At 55.6% G+C, this 23,695-nt stretch carries 18 protein-coding genes; 8 read left to right on the plus strand and 10 right to left on the minus strand.

From position 1 onward, the window contains the following. Window positions 1-54 precede the first annotated feature (54 nt). From ldtD to AC2CGP_RS16880, 3 genes are all read left to right on the plus strand, one after another. On the plus strand, window positions 55-1,851 hold the full coding sequence (gene ldtD / locus AC2CGP_RS16870) for a L,D-transpeptidase (RefSeq protein WP_032705613.1): 1,797 nt from the start codon (window positions 55-57) through the stop codon (window positions 1,849-1,851). Window positions 1,852-2,103: 252 nt separating this feature from the next. Next, window positions 2,104-2,655 carry a peptidoglycan L,D-endopeptidase MepK gene (gene mepK, locus AC2CGP_RS16875; RefSeq protein WP_015367456.1) on the plus strand — a complete coding sequence of 184 codons (552 nt, stop codon included), beginning with the start codon at window positions 2,104-2,106 and terminating at the stop codon, window positions 2,653-2,655. A gap of 13 nt (window positions 2,656-2,668) precedes the next feature. Then, a complete protein-coding gene (locus AC2CGP_RS16880) occupies window positions 2,669-3,316 on the plus strand; it encodes an MBL fold metallo-hydrolase (protein WP_015367455.1) in 648 nt (215 codons plus the stop codon). Between the two features lie 67 nt (window positions 3,317-3,383). Here AC2CGP_RS16880 and AC2CGP_RS16885 read toward each other — a convergent pair whose 3' ends face one another. The 4 genes from AC2CGP_RS16885 to pncB all read right to left on the minus strand — a co-directional run bounded on the left by AC2CGP_RS16885 (window position 3,384) and on the right by pncB (window position 9,200). After that, window positions 3,384-4,574 (minus strand): amino acid aminotransferase, encoded by a 1,191-nt coding sequence (locus AC2CGP_RS16885; RefSeq protein ID WP_015367454.1) that lies wholly within the window; start codon window positions 4,572-4,574, stop codon window positions 3,384-3,386. 186 nt (window positions 4,575-4,760) lie between these two features. Next, window positions 4,761-5,840, minus strand: coding sequence for a porin OmpK35 (gene ompK35 / locus AC2CGP_RS16890; RefSeq protein WP_015367453.1), 1,080 nt, complete (start codon window positions 5,838-5,840; stop codon window positions 4,761-4,763). Between the two features lie 592 nt (window positions 5,841-6,432). Further along, window positions 6,433-7,833, minus strand: coding sequence for an asparagine--tRNA ligase (gene asnS / locus AC2CGP_RS16895; RefSeq protein WP_015367451.1), 1,401 nt, complete (start codon window positions 7,831-7,833; stop codon window positions 6,433-6,435). Between the two features lie 164 nt (window positions 7,834-7,997). Further along, window positions 7,998-9,200 carry a nicotinate phosphoribosyltransferase gene (gene pncB, locus AC2CGP_RS16900; RefSeq protein WP_047041801.1) on the minus strand — a complete coding sequence of 401 codons (1,203 nt, stop codon included), beginning with the start codon at window positions 9,198-9,200 and terminating at the stop codon, window positions 7,998-8,000. Window positions 9,201-9,528: 328 nt separating this feature from the next. On the opposite strand from pncB, the gene pepN reads away from it, so the two are divergent. Then, the gene (gene pepN / locus AC2CGP_RS16905; protein WP_032705614.1) at window positions 9,529-12,144 is read left to right on the plus strand and encodes an aminopeptidase N; all 2,616 of its coding nucleotides are present in this window, start codon (window positions 9,529-9,531) and stop codon (window positions 12,142-12,144) included. Between the two features lie 97 nt (window positions 12,145-12,241). On the opposite strand, the gene ssuB is transcribed toward pepN, so the two are convergent. The 5 genes from ssuB to ssuE are packed head-to-tail and all read right to left on the minus strand — an operon-like array spanning window position 12,242 to window position 16,486. After that, the gene (gene ssuB, locus AC2CGP_RS16910) at window positions 12,242-13,015 is read right to left on the minus strand and encodes an aliphatic sulfonates ABC transporter ATP-binding protein (RefSeq protein WP_015367448.1); all 774 of its coding nucleotides are present in this window, start codon (window positions 13,013-13,015) and stop codon (window positions 12,242-12,244) included. After that, window positions 13,012-13,803 (minus strand): aliphatic sulfonate ABC transporter permease SsuC, encoded by a 792-nt coding sequence (gene ssuC / locus AC2CGP_RS16915; protein ID WP_015367447.1) that lies wholly within the window; start codon window positions 13,801-13,803, stop codon window positions 13,012-13,014. The genes ssuB and ssuC overlap by 4 nt, the downstream gene beginning before the upstream one ends. 10 nt (window positions 13,804-13,813) lie before the next feature. After that, window positions 13,814-14,959 carry an FMNH2-dependent alkanesulfonate monooxygenase gene (gene ssuD, locus AC2CGP_RS16920; protein WP_213759813.1) on the minus strand — a complete coding sequence of 382 codons (1,146 nt, stop codon included), beginning with the start codon at window positions 14,957-14,959 and terminating at the stop codon, window positions 13,814-13,816. Beyond that, window positions 14,956-15,918 carry a sulfonate ABC transporter substrate-binding protein gene (locus tag AC2CGP_RS16925; protein WP_032707700.1) on the minus strand — a complete coding sequence of 321 codons (963 nt, stop codon included), beginning with the start codon at window positions 15,916-15,918 and terminating at the stop codon, window positions 14,956-14,958. The genes ssuD and AC2CGP_RS16925 overlap by 4 nt, the downstream gene beginning before the upstream one ends. After that, a complete protein-coding gene (gene ssuE / locus AC2CGP_RS16930; RefSeq protein ID WP_116300094.1) occupies window positions 15,911-16,486 on the minus strand; it encodes an NADPH-dependent FMN reductase in 576 nt (191 codons plus the stop codon). The genes AC2CGP_RS16925 and ssuE overlap by 8 nt, the downstream gene beginning before the upstream one ends. Before the next feature lie 248 nt (window positions 16,487-16,734). Here ssuE and pyrD point away from each other — a divergent pair, with 248 nt between their 5' ends. Together pyrD and zapC are read left to right on the plus strand one after the other, a co-directional pair. Then, entirely contained in the window at window positions 16,735-17,745 is a 1,011-nt protein-coding gene (gene pyrD, locus AC2CGP_RS16935; protein WP_042892893.1) for a quinone-dependent dihydroorotate dehydrogenase, read from the plus strand. Window positions 17,746-17,914: 169 nt separating this feature from the next. Next, complete coding sequence (gene zapC, locus AC2CGP_RS16940; RefSeq protein ID WP_015367442.1) at window positions 17,915-18,457, plus strand: cell division protein ZapC; 543 nt, start codon at window positions 17,915-17,917, stop codon at window positions 18,455-18,457. On the opposite strand, the gene AC2CGP_RS16945 is transcribed toward zapC, so the two are convergent. Then, entirely contained in the window at window positions 18,454-19,563 is a 1,110-nt protein-coding gene (locus AC2CGP_RS16945; RefSeq protein WP_020079246.1) for a YcbX family protein, read from the minus strand. The genes zapC and AC2CGP_RS16945 overlap by 4 nt on opposite strands. 98 nt (window positions 19,564-19,661) lie before the next feature. On the opposite strand from AC2CGP_RS16945, the gene rlmKL reads away from it, so the two are divergent. After that, complete coding sequence (gene rlmKL / locus AC2CGP_RS16950; protein WP_020079245.1) at window positions 19,662-21,767, plus strand: bifunctional 23S rRNA (guanine(2069)-N(7))-methyltransferase RlmK/23S rRNA (guanine(2445)-N(2))-methyltransferase RlmL; 2,106 nt, start codon at window positions 19,662-19,664, stop codon at window positions 21,765-21,767. 12 nt (window positions 21,768-21,779) lie between these two features. Next, window positions 21,780-23,687 carry an ABC transporter ATP-binding protein gene (locus AC2CGP_RS16955; RefSeq protein ID WP_015367439.1) on the plus strand — a complete coding sequence of 636 codons (1,908 nt, stop codon included), beginning with the start codon at window positions 21,780-21,782 and terminating at the stop codon, window positions 23,685-23,687. The last annotated feature ends 8 nt before the right edge of the window (window positions 23,688-23,695 follow it).

A 23,695-nucleotide genomic window follows, 5' to 3' on the forward strand; every position in this document is an offset into this window, starting at 1 on the left:
TACTGAGAATAAGCCCCATCAGGCGGGCAGCAATGTGTTAACAGGGGGCAAGGGATGTTGCTAAAGAAACGGTATGGTCGACAATTGTCGGTGCTCAGCTTGAGCCTGGCTTTTGCATTTGCTCCGCTGTTTAATGTTCAGGCCGCAGAGCCTGAAGTCATACCCACAGATAGTTCCGCGACGGTGGGCGATCTGTCGTCGGCATTGGTACAAAACGATGGTCAGTCCGCTGCGGTCGCGCAAATGGCCGGCGAGCAGCCGCTGGCGGCGGATGCGGTGGCGAAAAGCCGCGCTGAAATCGAGGCCATGCTGCCGTCGGGTTATCATCCGGTTTATATCAACCCGCTGGTGGCGCTATACGCTGCCCGCGACATGAAACCCATGTGGGAGAACCGCGAAGCAGTACAGGCCTTCCAGCAGCAGCTGGCAGAGGTCGCTATCGCCGGTTTCCAGCCGCAGTTCACCACCTGGGTGAGCCTGCTGACGGATCCGTCCGTCAGCGGCATGGCTCGCGATGTCGTGCTTTCCGATGCCATGATGGGATATCTGCATTTTATTAGCGGTATTCCGATGCAGGGGAACCGTTGGCTGTATGGCTCAACACCGTACAAAATGGCGACGCCGCCGCTGTCGGTGATTAACCAGTGGCAGCTGGCGCTGGATAACGGTTCGCTACCACAGTTTATTGCCGGACTGGCGCCACAACATTCGCAATATGAAGCAATGCATCAGGCGCTGCTGACGCTGGTGGCGGATAACCGTCCGTGGCCGCAACTGACCAGCAACGCCTCGCTTCGTCCGGGAGAGTGGAGTAACGATATCGGCGCGCTGCGTGAAATCCTGCAGCGTACCGGCATGCTGGATGATTCGGCGAAAATCGCCTTACCGGGCGATGTGGTTAGCCCATCGGCGAAACCGAAGTCGAAAGCAAAACCTGCCGCGCGTGGCGTTTACGATCGCCAACTGGTAGAAGGCGTTAAGCGCTTTCAGGCCTGGCAAGGGCTGGGCGCTGATGGCGTCATCGGCCAGTCCACCCGCGACTGGCTGAACGTCTCTTCGGCGCAGCGTGCCGGGGTGCTGGCGCTGAATATCCAGCGTCTGCGTTTGCTACCGAGCAAATTGTCCACCGGCATCATGGTCAATATTCCAGCGTTCTCGCTGGTCTACTATCAGGACGGCAGTCAGGTGCTGGCATCGAGGGTCATTGTCGGTCGTCCGGATCGTAAAACGCCGATGATGAGCAGCGCGTTGAACAACGTGGTGGTCAACCCGCCGTGGAACGTGCCGCCGACGCTGGCGCGCAAAGATATTCTGCCGAAGGTGCGTAACAATCCGGGCTATCTGGAGCAGCATGGCTATACGTTGATGCGCGGCTGGAACAGCAAAGAAGCTATCGATCCGTATGGTGTCGATTGGTCTACCATCACCGAGAAGAATCTACCGTTCCGTTTCCAGCAGGCGCCGGGCGCACGCAACTCGCTGGGGCGGTATAAGTTCAATATGCCAAGCTCGGATGCTATTTATCTCCACGATACGCCGAACCACAATCTGTTCCAGAAAGATGTTCGCGCGTTGAGCTCGGGCTGCGTTCGCGTCAATAAAGCCTCTGAGCTGGCGAATATGCTATTGCAGGATGCGGGCTGGAATGATTCACGCATTTCCGACGCGCTGAAGCAGGGGGATACGCGCTACGTCAATATTCGGCAAAATATTCCGGTTAATTTATATTATTTAACCGCCTTTGTTGGCGCTGATGGACGTACACAATATCGAACAGATATTTACAATTACGATCTCACCGCGCGATCCAGCGCACAAATTCTGCCAAAAGCGGAACAATTAATCAGGTAAATGAAGTAGTTCTGCGAAAAATGTTGTCCTAGCACTGAACGAAATCGGGCCCTGGTCGTCTACAAGGCCCGTATTTCCTGGGGTGAGGCTGCCTTGACGTTGGCAATAATGCCCGGTAAGGTGCCTTTCGTGCGCCAGAAGTGCATATACATATAATCCGCAAAAATGTGTTGCGGCGGTCAATACGACCCAGCCAAGGACATTTTAGCGGAAAAGTATATTACGATTCATTTACCTGTAGACCTGATTATCATGGACAAATTTGACGCTAATCGCCGCAGATTGCTGGCGTTGGGTGGCGCTGCCCTCGGTGCTGCCGCCATTCTCCCTGCGCCGGCATTTGCCACCCTCTCGACCCCCCGACCGCGTATTTTGACGCTGAATAACCTGCACACCGGTGAATCACTCAAGGCGGAGTTTTTCGATGGTAGAGGCTATATTCAGGATGAATTAGCAAGACTTAACCACTTTTTCCGTGATTTCCGCGCGAACAAAATTAAGTCTATTGACCCAGGATTGTTCGATCAGCTTTACCGCCTGCAGGGACTACTCGGCACCAACAAGCCTGTCCAGCTCATCTCCGGTTATCGCTCCGTCGATACCAACGATGAACTTCGCGCACGAAGCCGTGGTGTAGCGAAACACAGCTATCACACCAAAGGCCAGGCGATGGATTTCCACATTGAAGGCGTTGCCTTAAGCAATATTCGCAAAGCGGCGTTATCTATGCGCTCAGGTGGTGTAGGATACTACCCACGTAGCAACTTTGTGCATATTGATACCGGTCCGGTACGGCACTGGTAACGAAAGGAGCATCATGAACTATCGTATTATTCCGGTCACGGCGTTCGCCCAGAACTGTTCTTTAATCTGGTGTGAACAAACCCGGCTTGCCGCGCTGGTCGATCCTGGCGGCGATGCCGAGCGCATCAAGGAAGAAGTGGCGGCGGCAGGCGTCAGCCTGATGCAGATCCTGTTGACGCATGGTCACCTGGATCACGTCGGCGCTGCAGCCGAGCTGGCGCAACATTACGGTGTGCCAATTATTGGACCGGAAAAAGAAGATGAGTTCTGGCTGGAAGGATTGCCGGCGCAAAGCCGTATGTTCGGGCTGGATGAATGTCAGCCGTTGCAGCCGGACCGCTGGCTAAATGAAGGCGATGTGGTGACCGTCGGCAATATCGCTTTGCAGGTATTGCACTGTCCAGGTCATACGCCGGGGCACGTGGTTTTCTTTGACGATGCCTCTCGCCTGCTGATTTCCGGCGATGTGATTTTCAAGGGCGGAGTAGGGCGCAGCGACTTCCCGCGCGGCGACCATGGCCAGTTGATTGATGCGATTAAACGTAAGCTGTTGCCATTGGGCGACGACGTGACGTTTATCCCCGGTCATGGCCCCTTGTCGACGCTGGGATATGAGCGCCTTCACAATCCGTTCCTGCAGGATGAAATGCCGGTCTGGTAATGCCTGACCTCAAAGAAATAAAAAAGGCCGCGTCTGCGGCCTTTTTCTTATGCGTCACGGCTGAAAATTACAGCACCGCGACAATGGCTTCGCACAGCGGCGACATGTTATCAGGCGTCATGCCAGCAACGTTGATACGCCCGGATGCGACCGCATAAATAGCGAACTCTTCACGCAGACGAAGTACTTGCTCTTTGGTCAGGCCGCTAAATGAGAACATCCCATTCTGTTTGGTGATGAAGGTAAAGTCGCGGCTGGCGCCTTTTTCCTGCAGGGTATTCACAAACAGTAAGCGCATGCGCTGAATACGCTGGCGCATATCGGTGAGCTCTTGTTCCCAGATGGCGCGCAGCGCGTCGTTGCTGAGAATCGTCGCCACCACGGAGGCGCCGTGCGCCGGCGGGTTAGAGTAGTTGGCGCGGATCACCGCTTTCATCTGGCTGAACGCGCGATCGACGGTGTCTTGATCGGCGGCAACCAGCGTACAGGCGCCAACGCGCTCGTTATACAGGCCGAAGTTTTTCGAGTAAGAACTGGCGACCAGCAACTCTTTATGCAGCGCGGCAAACGCGCGCAGGCCTTCAGCGTCTTCTTCCAGACCGCGGGCGAAGCCCTGGTAGGCGAAGTCAAACAGCGGCAGCCAGCCTTTTTCAGCAGACATTTGCGCCAGCTGTTGCCACTGCTCCAGCGTCGGATCGATGCCGGTTGGGTTATGGCAGCAGCCGTGGAACAGTACGACATCACCCGCCTGCGCCTCGTTCAGGCTGGCCAGCAGGCCGTCGAAATCCAGCTGGTGGTTGGCGGCATCATAATAAGCATATTCGCGCACTTCCAGCCCGGCGGCGCCGAAAACGCTTTTATGGTTTGGCCAGCTTGGATTGCTTACCCATACCCGTTTAACGTCGGTGTTTTTGGCAAGGAAATCAGCCGCAACGCGCAGGCCGCCGGTACCGCCTGGGGTCTGGGCGGTGCGGGCGCGCTTATCGTTGATAATTGCGCTTCCTTTACCGAACAGCAGCTCCTGAGTGCAGCGACCAAACTCCGGAATACCATCAATACCGAGGTAGTTTTTGGTGGTTTCATTTTCCAGCAGATATTGCTCGGCTTTTTTTACGCTGGTCAGAACAGGCGTTTTACCTGTCTCATCTTTGTAAACACCAATTCCGAGGTTAATTTTGCCTGGGCGGTCATCGGCACGAAACAGATCGGCCAGGCCCAGAATAGGGTCGGCAGGGGCGGCTGTAATGTTCTCAAACATGACGAGGTTCCATTGTGATTACTGAGGGAAATCCGCTATCAGGGTAACGGTAGATTTACAAATTGCCAACCGTTTGCGACAAAAAGCGAGAAGGTTTTTGCAAGTTACGATCTTCGTCTTAGTAACGCAGAAAAGCAGGACCGAAGTCCTGCTTTTTAGGCATATCACGAAGGGGTGTACTACAGATTAGAACTGGTAAACGATACCAACCGCAGCCTGGTCGTCGGTGGCTACGCCAGCTGCGCGAGTGTAGGCATTATCATCCAGTTGGTTGAACTTGTACGCCGCGTACACGTTCATGTTTTTGTTGAAGTAGTACCAGGTACCCAGTTCTACGTATTTAACCAGGTCCGCATCGCCGCCGCCGAAGCCACCGCGAGCCTGCAGGTTTTTACCTTTAGTCTGCACGTAGCCCAGGGACGGACGCAGACCGAAATCGAACTGGTATTGAACTACGGCTTCGAAGTTCTGAGTTTTGCCCGCGAAGTGGTCATCTTCTTCCGGCGTCATGTTGTAAGTCTGGGAGTACATAACTGCGGCATAGATGTTGTTAGCATCGTACTTGGCAGAGGTTGCCCATGCTTCAGCTTTGTCACCGTTGCCGTCACGTTTCTGGTCAACGCTACGGTTGGAGTTAGCGTAACCTGCAGACAGCGCGATACCGTTATCAAACGCGTAGGTTGCCGCGGTGCTGAAACCGTCGCCATTCTGTTTGCGAATTGAGCGGTCGTGATCGTTTTTACCCTGATACTGCAGCGCAAAGCTCAGGCCGTCCACCAGACCGAAGAAGTCTGAGTTACGGTAGGTGGCCACGCCGTTGGTACGGCCGGTCATGAAGTTATCGGTGTAGTTCCAGCCGTCGCCGCCCCACTCAACCAGCATATCGGTTGCGGATTCAACGTCGTAGATGGCGCCGTAGTTACGGCCGTAATCGAATGAACCGTATTCACCCGCTTTCAGACCGGCGAAAGCCAGACGGGTTTTGGTGGTCTGGGAACCTTCAACGTTGGACGCATCCATGTTGTATTCCCACTGGCCGTAACCGATCAACTGGTCGTTGATCTGGGTTTCGCCTTTCAGGCCGATACGGGCATAGGTGGTGTCGTCACTGCTGGTGTCACCATTGGTGGTCCAGACATGTTCGCCAACCATTTTTCCGTAGAAATCCAGTTTGTTACCATTTTTGTTATAGATTTCCGCAGCGTTGGCCGCACCGGCTACCAGCAGGGCAGGGATCACCACTGCCAGAATATTGCGCTTCATCATTATTTATTACCCTCATTAATATTTTTTATATGACACTTGCCACCGCCAGCAATAATTTCCGTCAATGAAAATTTACAGAACTATTGAAGATAGTTTGGTGTCTGAAGGCATCTTTCCATCGGTAGTGCCGTTTCGCTAGCCGGAAAATGCTACCAATATCGTAAATTGGTTACGAAAAGAAAAAACATGTAACTAAATATGTATTTTTTGGAACTTTGTGAACTCAATCAAAATTCCGTTCCACTTTGCGAAGATTGTCACCTTCTCATATATATCTATATGAATTAGTTATGAATATTTTCGCTAAAGACAGATTTGATTATTTTTTAGCTCAATTCGGTCCCTTTTTTGCTCAGGCGCTATTTTTGCATAACGTGCGCAGAATGATTAAAAAATAATCAAATCAATCAGTGTATTCACTTATGTCTTAACATAAGGTGCGAAATCTACGTACGAAGGGTAAGGAAATAGTGAGTAACATAATTACGAATTGTGAAGGTTGATGTTTAAGTTTGTTGAAATTCGTTCACGAAAATTGACATAAAAAAAGGCCGGCTTGCGCCGACCTTGTCAGTATTTTAACGAAACGCGATTAGAAAGTGGCGTTACGTGGCGTACGTGGGAAAGGAATCACGTCGCGAACGTTCTGTACGCCGGTTACGTAGGCGATAAGACGCTCGAAGCCCAGACCGAAGCCAGAATGCGGTACGGTGCCGTAACGACGCAGGTCGCGATACCACCAGTAATCTTCTTTATTCAGACCCATTTCGGCCATACGCGCGTCCAGCACGTCGAGACGCTCTTCACGCTGGGACCCGCCGATGATTTCGCCGATGCCCGGCGCCAGAACGTCCATTGCGGCGACGGTCTTACCGTCTTCGTTAAGGCGCATGTAGAACGCCTTAATGTCTTTCGGATAGTTTTTCACGACCACCGGCGCTTTGAAGTGCTCTTCGGCCAGATAACGCTCATGCTCGGAGGAGAGATCCACGCCCCAATACACCGGGTTCTCAAACTGCTTGCCGCAGTTTTCCAGGATAGTGACGGCGTCGGTGTAATCAACCTGGGCGAAATCAGCAGAGACAAAGCGCTGCAGACGGTCGATGGCGTCTTTATCTACGCGCTCGGCGAAGAACTTCATGTCATCCGCACGCTCTTCCAGTACCGCTTTGAAGACGTACTTCAGCATGGCTTCCGCCAGACCGGCAACATCGTTGAGGCTAGCGAAGGCTACCTCTGGCTCCAGCATCCAGAACTCCGCCAGGTGGCGGCTGGTGTTGGAGTTTTCGGCGCGGAAGGTTGGGCCGAAGGTATAGATTTTGGACAATGCGCAGGCATAGGTCTCACCGTTCAACTGACCGGAAACGGTCAGGAACGACTCTTTACCGAAGAAGTCTTTATCGAAGTCGACTTTACCCTGGTCGTTACGCGGCAGGTTTTCCAGATCCAGCGTTGATACGCGGAACATTTCACCGGCGCCTTCGGTATCGGAAGCGGTGATCAGCGGGGTGGATACCCAGAAGAAACCCTGTTCGTCGAAGAAACGGTGCAGCGCCTGCGCCAGGGTGTGACGTACGCGCGCTACCGCGCCAATCAGGTTGGTGCGCGGACGCAGGTGCGCCACTTCACGCAGATACTCGATGCTGTGGCGCTTCGCCGCCATCGGGTAGGTGTCCGGATCCTCAACCCAGCCGGTGACTTCCACATTGGAGGCCTGGATTTCAAAGCTCTGTCCCTGACCTTGGGAGGCCACGACTTTACCGGTGACGATAACCGAGCAGCCGGTGGTCAGGCGCAACACTTCCTGATTGTAATTGGGCAGAGAATTATTAATAACGGCCTGTACAGGATCAAAGCAGGAACCGTCATAGACGGCGAGGAAAGAAAAGCCAGCTTTAGAATCTCGGCGGGTACGCACCCATCCGCGCACGGTGACTTCGCTGTCAACGGCAACGCGGCCCTGGAGTACGTCGGCTACAGGCACAACGCTCATAATATTCTCTCTATATAGTCCAATAAAAAAGTCTCTTCCCCTGCAACGGGGGGATATCTATGTTACCTGTCATCTTCCATCAGACAAGCAGAATTCGCATCATAAAGGGATAATTTGATAATAATTAATAAAGAAAAAGGAGCCTGCCAGGCTCCTTGTTGAAATTAACTCGCCTTTTTAATCGGCGGCAGGTCAAACGCCTCGCGCAGGGCGCGGACGAACGCCTTATCATGGCAGATGGTTTTACCCGGGCTGTCGGAGAGTTTCGCCACCGGCTTGCCGTTACATTCTACTAGTTTTATCACAATATTCAGCGGTTTCACCTGTGGAATGTCGCAGGTTAAACGGGTGCCGATACCGAAGCTGAGATTCACCCGCGAGGAGAAGTGGCGATACAGATCGACCGCTTTGCCAAGGTCGAGGTTATCGGAGAACACCAACACTTTACTCATCGGGTCGATACCCAATTTCTGATAATGGGCGATTGCTTTCTCGCCCCACTCCAGCGGATCCCCGGAGTCATGGCGTAGCCCCTGATAGCGGGTGGCGAATTCAGGACCGAAATCACGCAGGAAAGCGTCCATGGTGATGCAGTCGGTCAGGGCAATACCCAGCTGATCCGGATATTCCGCCAGCCAGGCGGCAAGCGCCGCGCGTTGGCTGCTGGCCAGGTTTGGACTGATCTGCTGGTGGGCCTGGAACCATTCGTGCGCCTGGGTACCCATCGGGGTTAAATTCAATCGGCGGGCCAGATCGTAGTTGCTGGTGCCGACAAACCACGGCTCCTGCTGCAAGCGCTGCACGATAGCCTGCTGTACTTCGCGGGAGAAGCGGCGGCGGGTGCCAAAATCCATCAGGCGGAATGCCGACATATCGATGTCGGCGGTCATGTCGGCGAAGTCGGCAAGCTTATGTTCGAGCGTCTCCAGCGCCAGGCCGACGCTGATTTCCGGCGAACGGTAGTGGTGCACCAGTTCGCTGATGACCGCCAGCAGCGGCACTTCCCACATGATCACTTCGCGCCACGGCCCGGTGAGGCGAATATTCAGCTTACCATGATCGTTGATGACGGTGACCTGGCTTGGGTCGTAACGGAAGTCGCGCAGCCAGGCGAGATAGTCCTGCGAGAAGAACGGCAGGGTGGACAGCCAGCGATACTCATCGTCCTGCAGCTTCAGGTCGCGCATGGTTTCAACCTGCTCGCGAATCGCGTCGGCATAGATGCCGAGCAGGTCGTCTCCGCGGCAGCGGAACTCTGCCGCCACCTCCACATCATAGTAGCGGTGGAAGACGGCCTGCTGCATATGCAGCTTATAGGCATCCGTATCAAGCAGCGAGTGCAGTACAGGAGAAGTGAATTGTGTCATGGTGCGCAGTAGCATCCTCTCACTGGGGCGTTCCATTCAAACCAAAGCAGAAAAAAGGAGGCGGAGTATACCTTTAATACCCGGTGCTGTCCTGCTGCGATGGCTCGACGGTAACGCTGACGGTCATTTGCGAGGCCTAGTTTAATATATTGAACACGGATCACACCACAAGCTTTGCGCCGGGTCGAGCGCATTTCGTGCCTCATGTGTTATCAATATGTAGCGATTTTCGTGTTGAACGTTGAAAAGATGAAGATTCTGCATAGCGCGATCTGCGCAACAGGAATAGACTGGAGCCGATACTTTACAGACACGCTAAAGGTTTTTTATGACACAACAGCCCCAAGCCAAATACCGCCACGACTACCGTGCGCCGGATTATCTGATTAGCGATATTGATTTGACCTTTGACCTGGATGCCGCGAAAACCGTTGTCACGGCCGAGAGTAAGGTTTCCCGTCACGCGGCTGCGTCTGATGTGCCATTGCGTCTGGATGGCGAAGACCTGACCCTGATTTCACTGCAGGTGAACGGTCAGCCGTGGAGTGACTATAAAGAAGAAAATAATCAGCTGGTGATTGGCGGTTTGCCGGACAGTTTCACCCTGACTATCGTCAACGAAATTAGCCCGGCGGCGAACACCGCGCTGGAAGGCCTGTATCAGTCAGGCGAAGCGCTATGTACCCAGTGTGAAGCTGAAGGTTTCCGCCATATTACCTGGTATCTGGACCGCCCGGATGTGCTGGCGCGCTTCACCACCAAAATCATTGCCGATAAAGCCAAATACCCCTACCTGCTTTCTAACGGCAACCGCGTCGCGCAGGGCGAGCTGGACAATGGCCGTCACTGGATCCAGTGGCAGGATCCGTTCCCAAAACCCTGTTACCTGTTCGCGCTGGTGGCCGGCGATTTCGATGTGCTGCGTGACACCTTCACCACCCGTTCCGGGCGTGAAGTCGCGCTTGAACTATACGTTGACCGCGGCAACCTCGACCGCGCGCCATGGGCGATGACCTCGCTGAAAAATTCAATGAAGTGGGACGAAACCCGTTTCGGTCTCGAATATGACCTCGACATCTATATGATCGTCGCCGTCGACTTCTTCAATATGGGGGCGATGGAGAACAAAGGCCTCAACGTCTTTAACTCTAAATACGTGCTGGCCCGTACCGATACCGCGACCGATAAAGATTACCTCGATATTGAGCGCGTCATTGGTCACGAATATTTCCATAACTGGACCGGCAACCGCGTGACCTGTCGCGACTGGTTCCAGCTCAGCCTGAAAGAAGGGCTGACCGTATTCCGCGATCAGGAATTCAGTTCCGACCTCGGCTCGCGCGCGGTGAACCGCATCAACAACGTTCGTACCATGCGTGGGCTGCAGTTTGCCGAAGACGCCAGCCCGATGGCGCACCCGATCCGTCCGGATATGGTTATTGAGATGAACAACTTCTACACCCTGACGGTATACGAAAAGGGCGCGGAAGTGATCCGTATGCTGCACACCCTGCTCGGCGAAGCCAATTTCCAGAAAGGGATGCAGTTGTACTTTGAGCGCCACGACGGCAGCGCCGCCACCTGCGATGATTTCGTGCAGGCGATGGAAGATGCTTCGAACGTCGATCTGTCGCATTTCCGTCGCTGGTACAGCCAGTCCGGCACGCCGGTCGTTACCGTGCATGACGACTATAACCCGGAAACCGAGCAGTACACCCTGACTATCAGCCAGCGTACGCCGCCGACCGCGGAACAGGCCGACAAGCAGCCGCTGCACATCCCGTTCAGTATCGAGCTGTACGATAACGAAGGCAAAGCGATCCCGCTGCAGAAAGGCGGCCATCCGGTGCACCACGTGTTGAATGTCACCCAGGCGGAACAGACGTTCGTCTTTGATAACGTTTACTTCCAGCCGGTACCGGCGCTGCTGTGTGAATTCTCCGCGCCGGTCAAGCTTGAATATAAGTGGAGCGACCAGCAGCTGACGTTCCTGATGCGCCACGCGCGTAACGACTTCTCGCGTTGGGATGCCGCGCAGAGCCTGCTGGCGACCTACATCAAGCTCAACGTTAACCGCCATCAGCAGGGGCAGCCGCTGTCGCTGCCGATCCACGTCGCTGACGCTTTCCGCGCGATTCTGCTCGACGAGAAGATCGATCCGGCGCTGGCGGCGGAAATTTTAACGCTGCCGTCGGCCAACGAAATCGCCGAACTGTTCACCATCATCGATCCGATTGCCATCGCGGCGGTGCGCGAAGCGCTGACCCGTACGCTGGCGAAAGAGCTGGCCGATGAGCTGCTGGTGGTTTACAACGCCAACAAGCTCGACAGCTATCGCGTAGACCATGCCGATATCGGTAAACGTTCCCTGCGCAATACCTGCCTGCGCTATCTGGCTTTTGGCGATGTTGAACTGGCAGATAAGCTGGTGCAAGCCCAGTATCATCATGCTGACAACATGACCGACGCGTTGGCTGCGCTGTCGTCGGCGGTGGCGGCTGAGTTGCCGTGCCGTGATGCATTGATGCAGGAGTATGACGATAAGTGGCACCAGGACGGCCTGGTGATGGACAAGTGGTTTATTCTGCAGTCCACCAGCCCGGCGGCCAATGTGGTTGAGACGGTACGCGGCTTGCTCAAGCACCGTTCATTCACGATGAGCAACCCAAACCGGGTACGTTCGCTGATCGGCGCCTTCGCGAGTAGCAACCCGGCGGCGTTCCATGCCGAAGACGGCAGCGGTTACCAGTTCCTGGTGGAAATGCTGACCGAGCTCAATAGCCGCAACCCGCAGGTGGCGTCGCGTCTAATTGAGCCGCTGATTCGTCTGAAACGCTACGATGAGAAACGTCAGGCCAAGATGCGTGCGGCGCTGGAACAGCTGAAAGGGCTGGAGAATCTCTCCGGCGATCTGTTCGAGAAGATTACCAAAGCGCTGGCGTAACGGCCGCAAAATCCCCGGTGGCGCTCTTGCTTACCGGGGCTACAGCGCTGTGCGATTTGGTAGCCCGGCCGAGCGAAGCGCGGGCCGGGGACATTAGTTAGCCATGACTAAACAAACGCGGCGCACGCTCGCTGTCGCCGCGCTTCATCACCCGATCGAGCACCTGTGCTTCCAGTTCCGCCAGCTTTGCCGAGCCGAACCGCCGCGGACGCGGAATATCCACGCTCAAATCGAGGCCAATTTTCTTTTCTTCTATTAACAGCACCCGGTCGGCCATCGCCACCGCTTCACTCACATCATGAGTTACCAGCAACACGGTAAAGCCGTGTTCTTGCCAGAGCGAAACAATCAATTCCTGCATTTCCAGACGGGTGAGGGCGTCAAGCGCTCCCAGCGGTTCATCCAGCAGCAGCAGACGCGGGCGATGGATCAGCGCGCGGGCCAGCGCAACACGCTGTTTTTGCCCGCCGGAGAGGGCCGCCGGCCACTCATCGGCTCTCTCTTCCAGCCCGACGCTGGCCAGCGCCTGGCGGGCGGCATCGCGCCACTGGCCCTTCAGCCCAAGTCCAACGTTGTCGATAACCGTCTTCCACGGCAGCAACCGCGCGTCCTGGAACATCATACGCGTTTCATCCTGAATCTGCGCAAGCGGCGTCGCGCCTGCCAGTAGTTCGCCGCCGTTGGGTTTTTCCAGCCCGGCCAGCAGGCGCAACAGGGTGCTTTTGCCGCCGCCGCTGCGGCCGACCACCGCGACAAATTGCCCGCCAGGAATATGTAAATCCAGCTCATTGAGAATGACATTGTCGCCGTAGCGTTTGCTGACCCCATTGAGTAAGAGCGGGATCCCGGGATTAATGCGAGCAGTATTCATGCGTTAGCCTCCTGAAGACGGTACGCCGGGTTCCAGCGTAGCCACACGCGCTCCAGCAGTTGCGCGCTAAAATCGGCGAGCTTGCCGAGAATGGCGTAAAGAATAATGGCGACCACCACCACGTCAGTTTGCAGAAACTCGCGGGCGTTCATAGCCAGATAACCGATTCCGGCATTCGCGGAGATGGTCTCAGCGACGATAAGCGTCAGCCACATCAATCCGAGGGCGAAGCGAATGCCAACCATAATCGAGGGCAGGGCGCCGGGAAGGATCACGTGGCGGAAGAGGGCGAATCCTGATAAGCCATAGCTACGCGCCATTTCCACCAGACCGCGATCGATATTGCGGATGCCGTGCCAGGTATTGATGTAAATCGGAAACATCGTCCCCAGCGCGACAAGAAATATTTTGGCGCTTTCGTCAATACCGAACCACAAAATCACCAGGGGGATCAGCGCCAGATGCGGTACATTGCGCAGCATCTGGATGGAGGTATCCAGCAGGCGTTCGCCCCAACGCGAGAGCCCGCTAATGAGCCCGAGCGTCAGGCCGATGGAGCCGCCAATGGCGAAGCCAAGTAAGGCGCGCCAGGAACTGATGGCCAGGTGTTGCCACAGCTCGCCGCTGGCGGAGAGCGTCCAGAAAGCTTTCAGTACCCCCTCCGGAGAGGGGAGAATACGGGTTGAGAGCCAGCCTACCGATGACGCCAATTGCCAGATCAGCACGGTGCCCACCGGTAAAAACCAGGGGGCGAGGCGTAACAGAAGTTTCTGCGAAGAAGCTGCCATAGTTCGCTCCCTAACTTTGCGCCGCTTTACGCGGGATAAATTCATTCGCTACCGCTTCGCCCTGCAGACGCAGGTTTTGCGGCTGAGGGATCGTCGGGACGTTGACATCAAGCAGTGGGAACAGCAGTTCGCCGACTCGCCAGGCTTCCTCAAGGTGCGGGTAGCCGGAGAAGATAAAACTGTCGATGCCAAGTTCAGCGTATTCATTGATACGTTCAGCGACGGTTGCCGCATCACCAACCAGCGCGGTACCCGCGCCGCCGCGCGCCAGCCCGACCCCGGCCCACAGGTTCGGGCTGATTTCCAGCTTGTCGCGACGGCCGTTGTGCAGCGCCGCCATGCGATGTTGGCCAACAGAATCGGTTTGCGCGAAGGCGGCCTGCGCGCGGGCGATGGTCTCGTCATCCAGATGGGAGATTAAGCTCTCCGCCGCTTGCCATGCCTCTTCATTGGTTTCGCGGACGATGACGTGCAAACGAATACCAAAGCGGACGCTGCGGCCGAGGCGCGCGGCTTTCTCACGCACCTGGGCGATTTTTTCCGCCACCTGAGCCGGCGGTTCACCCCAGGTCAGGTAAAGGTCGACCTGTTCGGCGGCCAGATCCTGTGCAACGTCCGAGGAGCCGCCAAAGTAGAGCGGCGGTCGCGGTTGCTGCTGCGGTGGGAAGAGCAGTTTCGCGCCGCGCACGTGCTGGTGCTTGCCGTGGAAAGTCACGGTTTCACCTTCCATCAGTTTGCGCCAGATATGGGTGAACTCGGCGGAGGCTTCATAGCGTTCGGTGTGGTCGAGGAATACCCCATCGCCAGCTAATTCATTCGGATCGCTGCCGGTGACCAGGTTGAACAATGCCCGGCCATTAGAGAGCCGGTCAAGGGTAGCCGCCTGGCGCGCGGCGATGGTGGGGGATACCACGCTTGGGCGCAGCGCGACAAGAAACTTCAGCCGCTGGGTGACGGGGATCATTGAAGCGGCAACCAGCCAGGCATCTTCGCACGAGCGCCCGGTGGGAATCAGTACGCCGGTGAAGCCGAGGCGGTCGGCGGCCTGGGCGATTTGCTGCAGATAGCTGTAGTCTACCGGGCGCGCGCCTTCGTCGGTACCCAGATAGCGGCCGTCACCGTGGGTGGGTAAGAACCAGAACATATTCAGACTCATGATTTCGCTCCTTGTGCGGGGGCAGGCTGCCAGATACGGTTTTGAATAGTGATTTTTTTCGGTACCAGCTTGTTCTCATAGAACAGATCGGCGGTTTGCTGTTGGCGAGCGGCCGTTTCAGCGCTTACCGGCGATATCGCAGTTGGCGGACGATGGTCGAGATAGCTGGCAATCACCGCTTCGGGTAGCCCCATCGTTTTAGCCAACAGGGCAATACTTTGCTGGCGATGGCTGATGGTCAGGGCATCCGCCTGGCTAAAGGTCGCCAGCACCCCTTCGATAAAGGCGCCGTTCTTTTCGGCATAAGGACGGGCGGCAAGATAGAACGAACCGGTTTGCTTCAGGTCGCTCCCATCTTTCAGTACCCGTACCCCGCCTTGCAGCAGCGCCGCAGAGTAATAGGGATCCCAGATAGCCCAGGCATCAACATTACCCTGCTGAAAAGCGGCGCGGGCATCGGCGGGGGCAAGATACACTGGCTGGATATCGCTGAATTTCAGCCCTGCCTGCTGCAGAGCGCGCAGCAGCAGATTGTGCGAGCTTGAGCCTTTCTGGAACGCCACCTTACGGCCTTTCAGTTCAGCCACGCTGTTGATTGGGCTTTTATCGGCGACCAGAATCACTTCCGCTTTCGGTTTCGCGGGTTCAGCGCCGATATAGACCAGATCGGCGCCGGCAGCCTGAGCGAAAATCGGTGGAATATCGCCGGTGCTGCCGATATCAATACTGCCGACGTTCAGCGCTTCCAGCATTTGCGGCCCGGCAGGAAATTCGACCCACGAAATCTTAGTTTGCGGATAGCGCTGCTCCAGCAGCTGATGGCTCTTCGCCAGCACCATACTGACGCTGCCTTTCTGGTAGCCGATGCGTAACGCTTCCGGCGCCTGCGGGGCCGCATGCGTAATAAAGGAAAGCGCGAGTAGCCCGCCGAGAGTCAGGGCACGCAGAGGATTAAGCATGCTCAACCCCCTGTAAGGTCTTTAGCCCCGGGATGCGGCTGTTACGGCGATTCAGCGCCTGCCAGAAGGTCTCCAGCGCCTGGTCGAGACGGTGTTGCAGATTCGGTGTGAACTGCGGTTTATGTTGATAATCGGTGACCTGGCTGTCATCGGCGAATACGCCATGGAGGATCTCCTGCGCTTTGAGAGCATTAAGCACCGGCTTCAGGGCGTAATCGACCGCCAGCATATGGGCGATGGTGCCGCCTGTCGCCAGCGGCAGGACAATTTTGCCTTCCAGAGCGCGTTCGGGGAGCAAATCCAGTAGCGTCTTCAGCGCGCCGGAAAAAGAGGCTTTATAGACGGGAGTGGCGATAATCAGGCCATCAGCGCCGGCCAGTTGTTCATTTAAGGTATGCAGAGCGGGGTTATCGAAGCGGGCGTAAAGCAGATCTTCGGGATCAAAATTCTGTAAATGCCAGTGATAGACTTCGATGTCGGCGGCGGCAAGTTTCTCTCTGGTGTACTCCAGCAATGCGCTTGAGCGAGAAGGGTAGCGGGGACTGCCCGCGAGTGTAATAACGCGCATACTCTCTCCTTATAACCAAATGTTTGCATTTATCTATAATTGATAACATTTTATGGCAGTGTGACAGAGGGCGTTTATTTCCCTAAATGATTTTTCCGGGGTTAAATTGCCAAAATGCGCATAACAGGCGGCAGAGAAGTAAACGTTTGCGTTGGACGCGTGATTTTTTGTCGCAGGTCAATTCCCTTTCGGGCGCGGATCGAACATAATACGCCCCCGGTTTGCACACCGGGAATCCAGGAGAGTTCATGTACTATCCCTTCGTTCGTAAAGCTCTTTTTCAGCTCGATCCTGAGCGCGCTCATGAAGTAACCTTCCAACAATTACGCCGCGTCACCGGCACGCCGCTGGAAATGCTGGTTCGACAAAAAGTACCGTCGAAACCCGTTACCTGCATGGGGCTCACTTTCAAGAATCCGCTGGGGCTGGCGGCCGGGCTTGATAAAAACGGCGAGTGCATTGATGCGCTCGGTGCGATGGGCTTCGGCTCAATCGAAATTGGTACCGTGACTCCGCGTCCGCAGCCGGGCAATGACAAGCCGAGGATCTTCCGTCTCGTCGATGCCGAAGGTTTGATCAACCGCATGGGCTTTAATAACCACGGCGTTGATAACCTGGTCGAGAATGTGAAAAAAGCGCATTTTGACGGCGTACTGGGGATTAATATCGGTAAAAATAAAGATACCCCGGTAGAGCAGGGTAAAGATGATTATCTGATTTGTATGGAAAAAGTCTATCCATACGCTGGATATATCGCCATTAATATCTCCTCGCCGAATACCCCAGGGTTACGTACTCTGCAATATGGTGAAGCGCTGGATGATTTACTCAGCGGTATTAAAAATAAGCAGCTCGAACTTCAACAGAAACATCAAAAATATGTTCCTGTGGCGGTGAAGATCGCCCCGGATCTTTCTGTCGAAGAATTGATCCAGGTAGCCGACAGCTTAGTCCGCCATAATATTGATGGCGTCATTGCTACCAATACCACCCTCGATCGTTCACTGGTGCAGGGGATGAAGCATTGTGATGAAACCGGTGGGTTGAGTGGTCGTCCATTACAATTAAAAAGCACCGAGATTATTCGTATGCTGGCCACGGAATTAAATGGTCGTTTGCCCATTATCGGAGTTGGCGGTATTGACTCGGTGATTGCCGCTCGTGAAAAGCTGGCTGCTGGCGCCACGCTGGTGCAGATTTATTCCGGGTTTATTTTTAAAGGGCCACCGCTGATTAAAGAAATTGTTACACACATCTAATCTTTTCCCCTTCTGAATCTTCCCCAGGGCTTTATTTCCGGCCCTGGTTGTTTTATATTCCTTCATTGTTGCTTATTTAGACATTTTAGTCTTTTCTTAATTTTAGAAATTATTCTGTAGCAGGATGCCATTGCTTTGCAGAAGGAAGTGGAAGAGGACGGGGGTAGAAATGCGGATTAAACCTGACGATAACTGGCGTTGGTATTACGACGAAGAGCATGACCGCATGATGCTCGATCTGGCCAATGGTATGTTATTTCGCTCACGTTTCGCCCGGCGCATGTTAACGCCTGACGCTTTCGCGCCGTCGGGATTTTGCGTCGATGACGCGGCGCTCTATTTTTCTTTTGAAGAAAAATGCCGCGATATTGAATTAAACAAAGAGCAGCGTGCCGAATTAGTATTAAATGCCTTAACCGCGATCCGTTTTCTGAAACCGCAGATGCCGAAGAGCTGGCATTTCACTACTCACCAGCAGAACTGGCAGCCGACCAGCGGCGACGCCGCCAGCGTGTGGATCAGCGATACCGGCGAGCAGGTCAATTTGCTGGTGGTCGAACCGGGTGAAAACGCCACGCTTTGCCTGCTGGCGCAGCCTGGACTAACTCTGGCAGGGCGGGTGATGCAGTTAGGCGATGTGATTAAAATTATGAACGACAGACTGCAGCCGGCACAGAGCGCGGCCAGCTACAGCCTGGGGCAGGCGGTTTAAGGTGCCAGGCGCAGCGCGGTTTTCGGTACGCAGCTGCAGCATAAAATGGTGCCATCCGCGGCGACCGCATTTTTCTTTAACGGACTCACTTCACCCTCTTCCAGGCGGATACGACAACTGCCGCAGATCCCGGCGCGGCAGGAATAAGGGATACGAATGCCCTGTTGTTCCAGTTGCTCCAGCAGTACCTGCTGGTTATTGCCGGTAAACTGTTGCCCCTGCCACTCAATCTCAACCGTCGCTTTTGGCTGCGCATCGGCCGCCAGCGTATCGTCGCTATCGCCAGCGCCATAGACTTTCGCCGGGCCGCGCGTCAGCACTTCCACCTCATCACCCACGCGGATAACGCCGCTGTTGCGGGCGATCAGGTTCTGGCCAAAATCGACATCGCCATTATCCTGCGCGGTACGAAAACGCTTTAACGTCTCCAGCGGCTCGCCGGACGGATGCTTTTGCCCACGCTCCGGGCTGACGGTGGTGAAAATGCAGCGGCTGCAGGGTTTGGCGACGTCAAATACCACTTCGCCGATGCGAATAACTTTCCAGCTATCTTCATCCCACGCCGCGGCGCCGGTGACCACCAGATTAGGGCGAAACTGTTCTATGCTTACGCTGGCAGGGCAACGTTGCTGCAGATCGCGAAGCGAGGCTTCATTGGCGAGCAGGTAGGGATAACCATCGGCGAAGGAGAGCGGCACCGCGTCGTGGCGTTTTACTCGCCGGGTTAGCTGCGGCCCGAGCCAGCGCAGTTGGACGTCGCGGTTGAAGAAGCCGCTGAGCCACTGGTTGATGGCGGCTGGCGCGATCAAGGCGGTGAAATGGTTGCCCCACACCTCCGTCGGCTCGCCCTGGGGAGCGAAATCATCAAAGCGCACCAGCGCGCTGCTGCCATCCGGCGCGGTCAAGTGCAGGCCGTCATGAAGCGGCGAAGGCAGGAATTTCACCATCTGCGGAAACTGGCGCGCGGTAATAAACGTACCGTCGGTTTCGGTCAGCATAAAGATGCGGTCGAAGGCCATGCCGCTAATATCGGCAAAGGCATGGGTGACGCCAATTCCGCGCATGGATTTGACGGGATGAATAAAAAGTTTCGATAGCGTTACCATACGCTGCCCCTGGGTTCAAAAATAAGCCTTTAACTTTATGACATAGGGCACATATTGGCTATAATGCGCACCAATTTTCTTTAAGTAAAAGTGACGATATGAAATCTCTGTTTGCCAGCACGGCTCGTGGTCTTGAAGAGCTGTTAAAAACTGAACTGGAAGGACTTGGCGCCACGGCGTGCCAGGTCGTCCAGGGCGGGGTTCATTTTCAGGGAGATACGCGACTGCTGTATCAAAGCCTGATGTGGAGCCGGCTGGCCTCGCGCATCATGCTGCCGCTGGGTGAGTGCAGCGTGTATAGCGATCTGGATCTCTACCTGGGGGTTCAATCGATTCCGTGGACGGAGATCTTTACCACTGACGCCACCTTTGCGGTGCATTTTAGCGGCCTCAACGAGGAGATCCGCAACAGTCAGTATGGCGCATTGAAAGTCAAAGACGCTATCGTCGATAGCTTCACGCGTAAAAACCTGCCGCGTCCGAATGTCGATCGTGAAAACCCCGATCTGCGTATCAACGTCTGGCTGAACAAAGAGACGGCGCATATCTCGCTGGATCTGAGCGGCGAAGGCCTGCATCTGCGCGGCTACCGTGACGGTACCGGCATGGCGCCTATCAAAGAAAACCTCGCGGCGGCCATCGTTATGCGCTCCGGCTGGGTAGCGGGAACGCCGCTGCTCGATCCGATGTGCGGCTCCGGCACGTTGCTGATTGAAGCGGCGATGCTGGCGACCGATCGCGCGCCGGGCCTGCACCGCGGCCACTGGGGCTTCGGCGGCTGGGCGCAGCATGATGACGCCATCTGGAAAGAGGTGAAAGCCGAGGCGCAAACGCGCGCTCGCCAGGGGCTGGCCGCTTATGAATCGCGCTTCTACGGCTCTGACGTCGACGAGCGCGTGATTGAACGCGCGCGCCGCAACGCCCGTCGCGCCGGAATTGGCGAGCTCATCAATTTTGAAGTGAAAGACGTCGCGCAACTTAATAATCCGCTGCCGAAAGGCCCGTACGGCACCGTTATCAGCAACCCGCCGTACGGCGAGCGCCTGGAAAGCGAACCGGCACTGATTGCCCTGCACAGCCTGCTGGGGCGGATTATGAAAAACCAGTTTGGCGGCTGGAACCTGTCGGTCTTCAGCGCCTCGCCGGAATTGCTGAGCTGCCTGCAGCTGCGTGCCGATAAACAGTTTAAAGCCAAAAACGGCCCGCTGGACTGCGTACAGAAGAACTATCATCTGGCGGAAAGCGAAGGCGGCAAGCCGGCGATGCTGGCGGAAGATTTCGCCAACCGCTTACGTAAAAACCTGAAGAAGTTTGAAAAGTGGGCGCGTCAGGAAGGCATTGAATGCTATCGCCTGTACGATGCCGATTTGCCGGAATACAACGTGGCTATCGACCGCTACGGCGAGTGGGTGGTGGTGCAGGAGTATGCGCCGCCGAAAACCGTCGATGCGCACAAAGCGCGCCAGCGTCTGTTCGATATTATCGCCGCGACTATCGCGGTGTTAGGGATCGCGCCGAATAAGCTGGTGCTGAAGACCCGCGAGCGGCAGAAGGGTAAAAATCAGTACCAGAAGATGGCGGAGAAGGGCGACTTTATCGAGGTACAGGAGTATAACGCGCGTCTGTGGGTTAACCTTACCGACTATCTCGACACCGGTCTGTTCCTTGACCACCGTATCGCCCGTCGTATGCTCGGCCAGATGAGCAAGGGTAAGGATTTCCTTAACCTGTTCTCCTATACCGGCAGCGCCAGCGTTCACGCCGGTCTGGGCGGCGCGCGCTCAACTACGACCGTCGATATGTCGCGCACCTATCTGGAGTGGGCGGAACGCAACCTGCGTCTGAACGGCTTAACCGGCCGCGCGCATCGCCTGATGCAGGCGGACGTGCTGGGTTGGCTGCGGGAAAGTACCGAGCAGTTCGATCTGATCTTTATCGATCCGCCGACCTTCTCCAACTCCAAACGTATGGAAGATGCCTTTGACGTGCAGCGCGACCATATCCGTCTGATGACCGATTTAAAACGTCTGCTGCGTAAAGGCGGCACGATTATGTTCTCGAATAACAAACGCGGTTTCCGTATGGATCATGACGGGCTGGCGGCGCTTGGCCTGAAGGCGCAAGAAATTTCGCAAAAAACGCTGTCGCAGGATTTTGCCCGCAACCGTCAGATCCACAACTGCTGGCTGATTACCGCGGCCTGAAAGGAATAAAGAATGTCACTGATTAGTATGCACGGCGCCTGGCTTTCGTTCAGCGATGCGCCGCTGCTGGATAACGCTGAACTGCATATCGAAGATAACGAACGCGTCTGCCTGGTAGGGCGTAACGGCGCCGGCAAATCGACCCTGATGAAAATCCTCAACCGCGAGCAGGGTCTGGACGATGGGCGTATTATTTATGAACAGGATCTGATCGTCGCGCGTCTGCAGCAGGATCCTCCGCGTAATGTCGCCGGTACGGTGTACGATTTTGTCGCGGAAGGTATTGCCGAGCAGGCGGCGTACCTGAAGGCCTACCATGATGTTTCGCATCAGGTGATGACCGATCCGAGCGATAAAAATTTAAATGAACTGGCCCGCCTGCAGGAACAGCTGGATAACCTGGGGCTGTGGCAGTTAGATAGCCGTATTAATGAAGTGATCGAGCAGCTTGGCCTTAACGCCGACGCGCAGCTGGCGTCGCTCTCCGGCGGCTGGCTGCGTAAAGCGGCGCTTGGCCGCGCGCTGGTCAGCGGGCCGCGCGTGCTGCTGCTGGATGAACCGACTAACCACCTCGATATCGAAACTATCGACTGGCTGGAAGGGTTCCTCAAATCCTTTAAAGGCACCATCATCTTCATTTCGCACGACCGTTCTTTCATCCGCAATATGGCAACGCGCATCGTCGACCTCGATCGCGGCAAGCTGGTGACCTATCCGGGCAATTACGATCAGTATCTGCTGGATAAAGAAGAAGCGCTGCGCGTCGAAGAGTTACAGAATGCTGAATTCGACCGCAAGCTGGCGCAGGAAGAGGTGTGGATCCGTCAGGGGATTAAAGCGCGCCGTACCCGCAACGAAGGCCGCGTCCGCGCGCTGAAGGCGATGCGTCGCGAACGCGGAGAGCGCCGTGAAGTGATGGGCAGCGCGAAGATGCAGGTCGAGGAGGCTTCTCGCTCCGGCAAAATCGTCTTTGAGATGGAAAACGTCAACTATCAGGTTGACGGCAAAGTGCTGGTCAAAGATTTCTCCGCACAAATCCAGCGTGGCGACAAGATTGCGCTGATTGGCCCGAACGGCTGCGGTAAAACCACGTTGCTGAAGCTGATGCTCGGCCAGCTACAGGCCGATAGCGGGCGTATCCACGTCGGTACCAAGCTGGAAGTCGCCTACTTCGATCAGCACCGCGCGGAGCTGGATCCGGACCGCACGGTGATGGATAACCTTGCGGAAGGTAAGCAAGAGGTGATGGTTAACGGTAAGCCGCGTCACGTGTTGGGCTATCTGCAGGACTTCCTGTTCCATCCAAAACGGGCGATGACTCCGGTACGCGCGTTGTCCGGCGGGGAGCGTAACCGCCTGCTGCTCGCACGCTTGTTCCTGAAACCCAGTAACTTATTGATTCTTGATGAACCGACTAACGACCTTGATGTCGAAACGCTGGAACTGCTGGAAGAGCTGATCGATGGCTACCAGGGCACCGTGATGCTGGTGAGCCACGACCGTCAATTTGTTGACAACACCGTGACCGAGTGCTGGATCTTCGAGGGCGGCGGGCGTATCGGCCAATATATCGGCGGTTATCACGACGCGCGCGGACAGCAAGCGCAGTCGCTGGCGAATAAACAGCCGATTGTAAAAAAACCGGCGGAAGTCGCTCAACCGAAAGCAGAAAGTGTCAAACGCTCTGCCAGCAAACTAAGCTATAACCTGCAGCGCGAACTGGAACAGCTGCCGCAGAAGCTGGAAGATCTGGAAACTCAACTGCAGACGCTGCAGGAAAAAGTTGCCGATCCTTCTTTCTTCGGCCAGCCGCATGACCAGACCCAGCAGGTGCTGGCGCAGTTAGCGGAAGCGGAACAGGCCCTGGAAGCGGCCTTTGAACGCTGGGAATATCTCGAAGGACTCAAAAACGGCGCTTAAGCTGAGGA

This window comes from Klebsiella sp. SYXHC3, assembly GCF_057196925.1.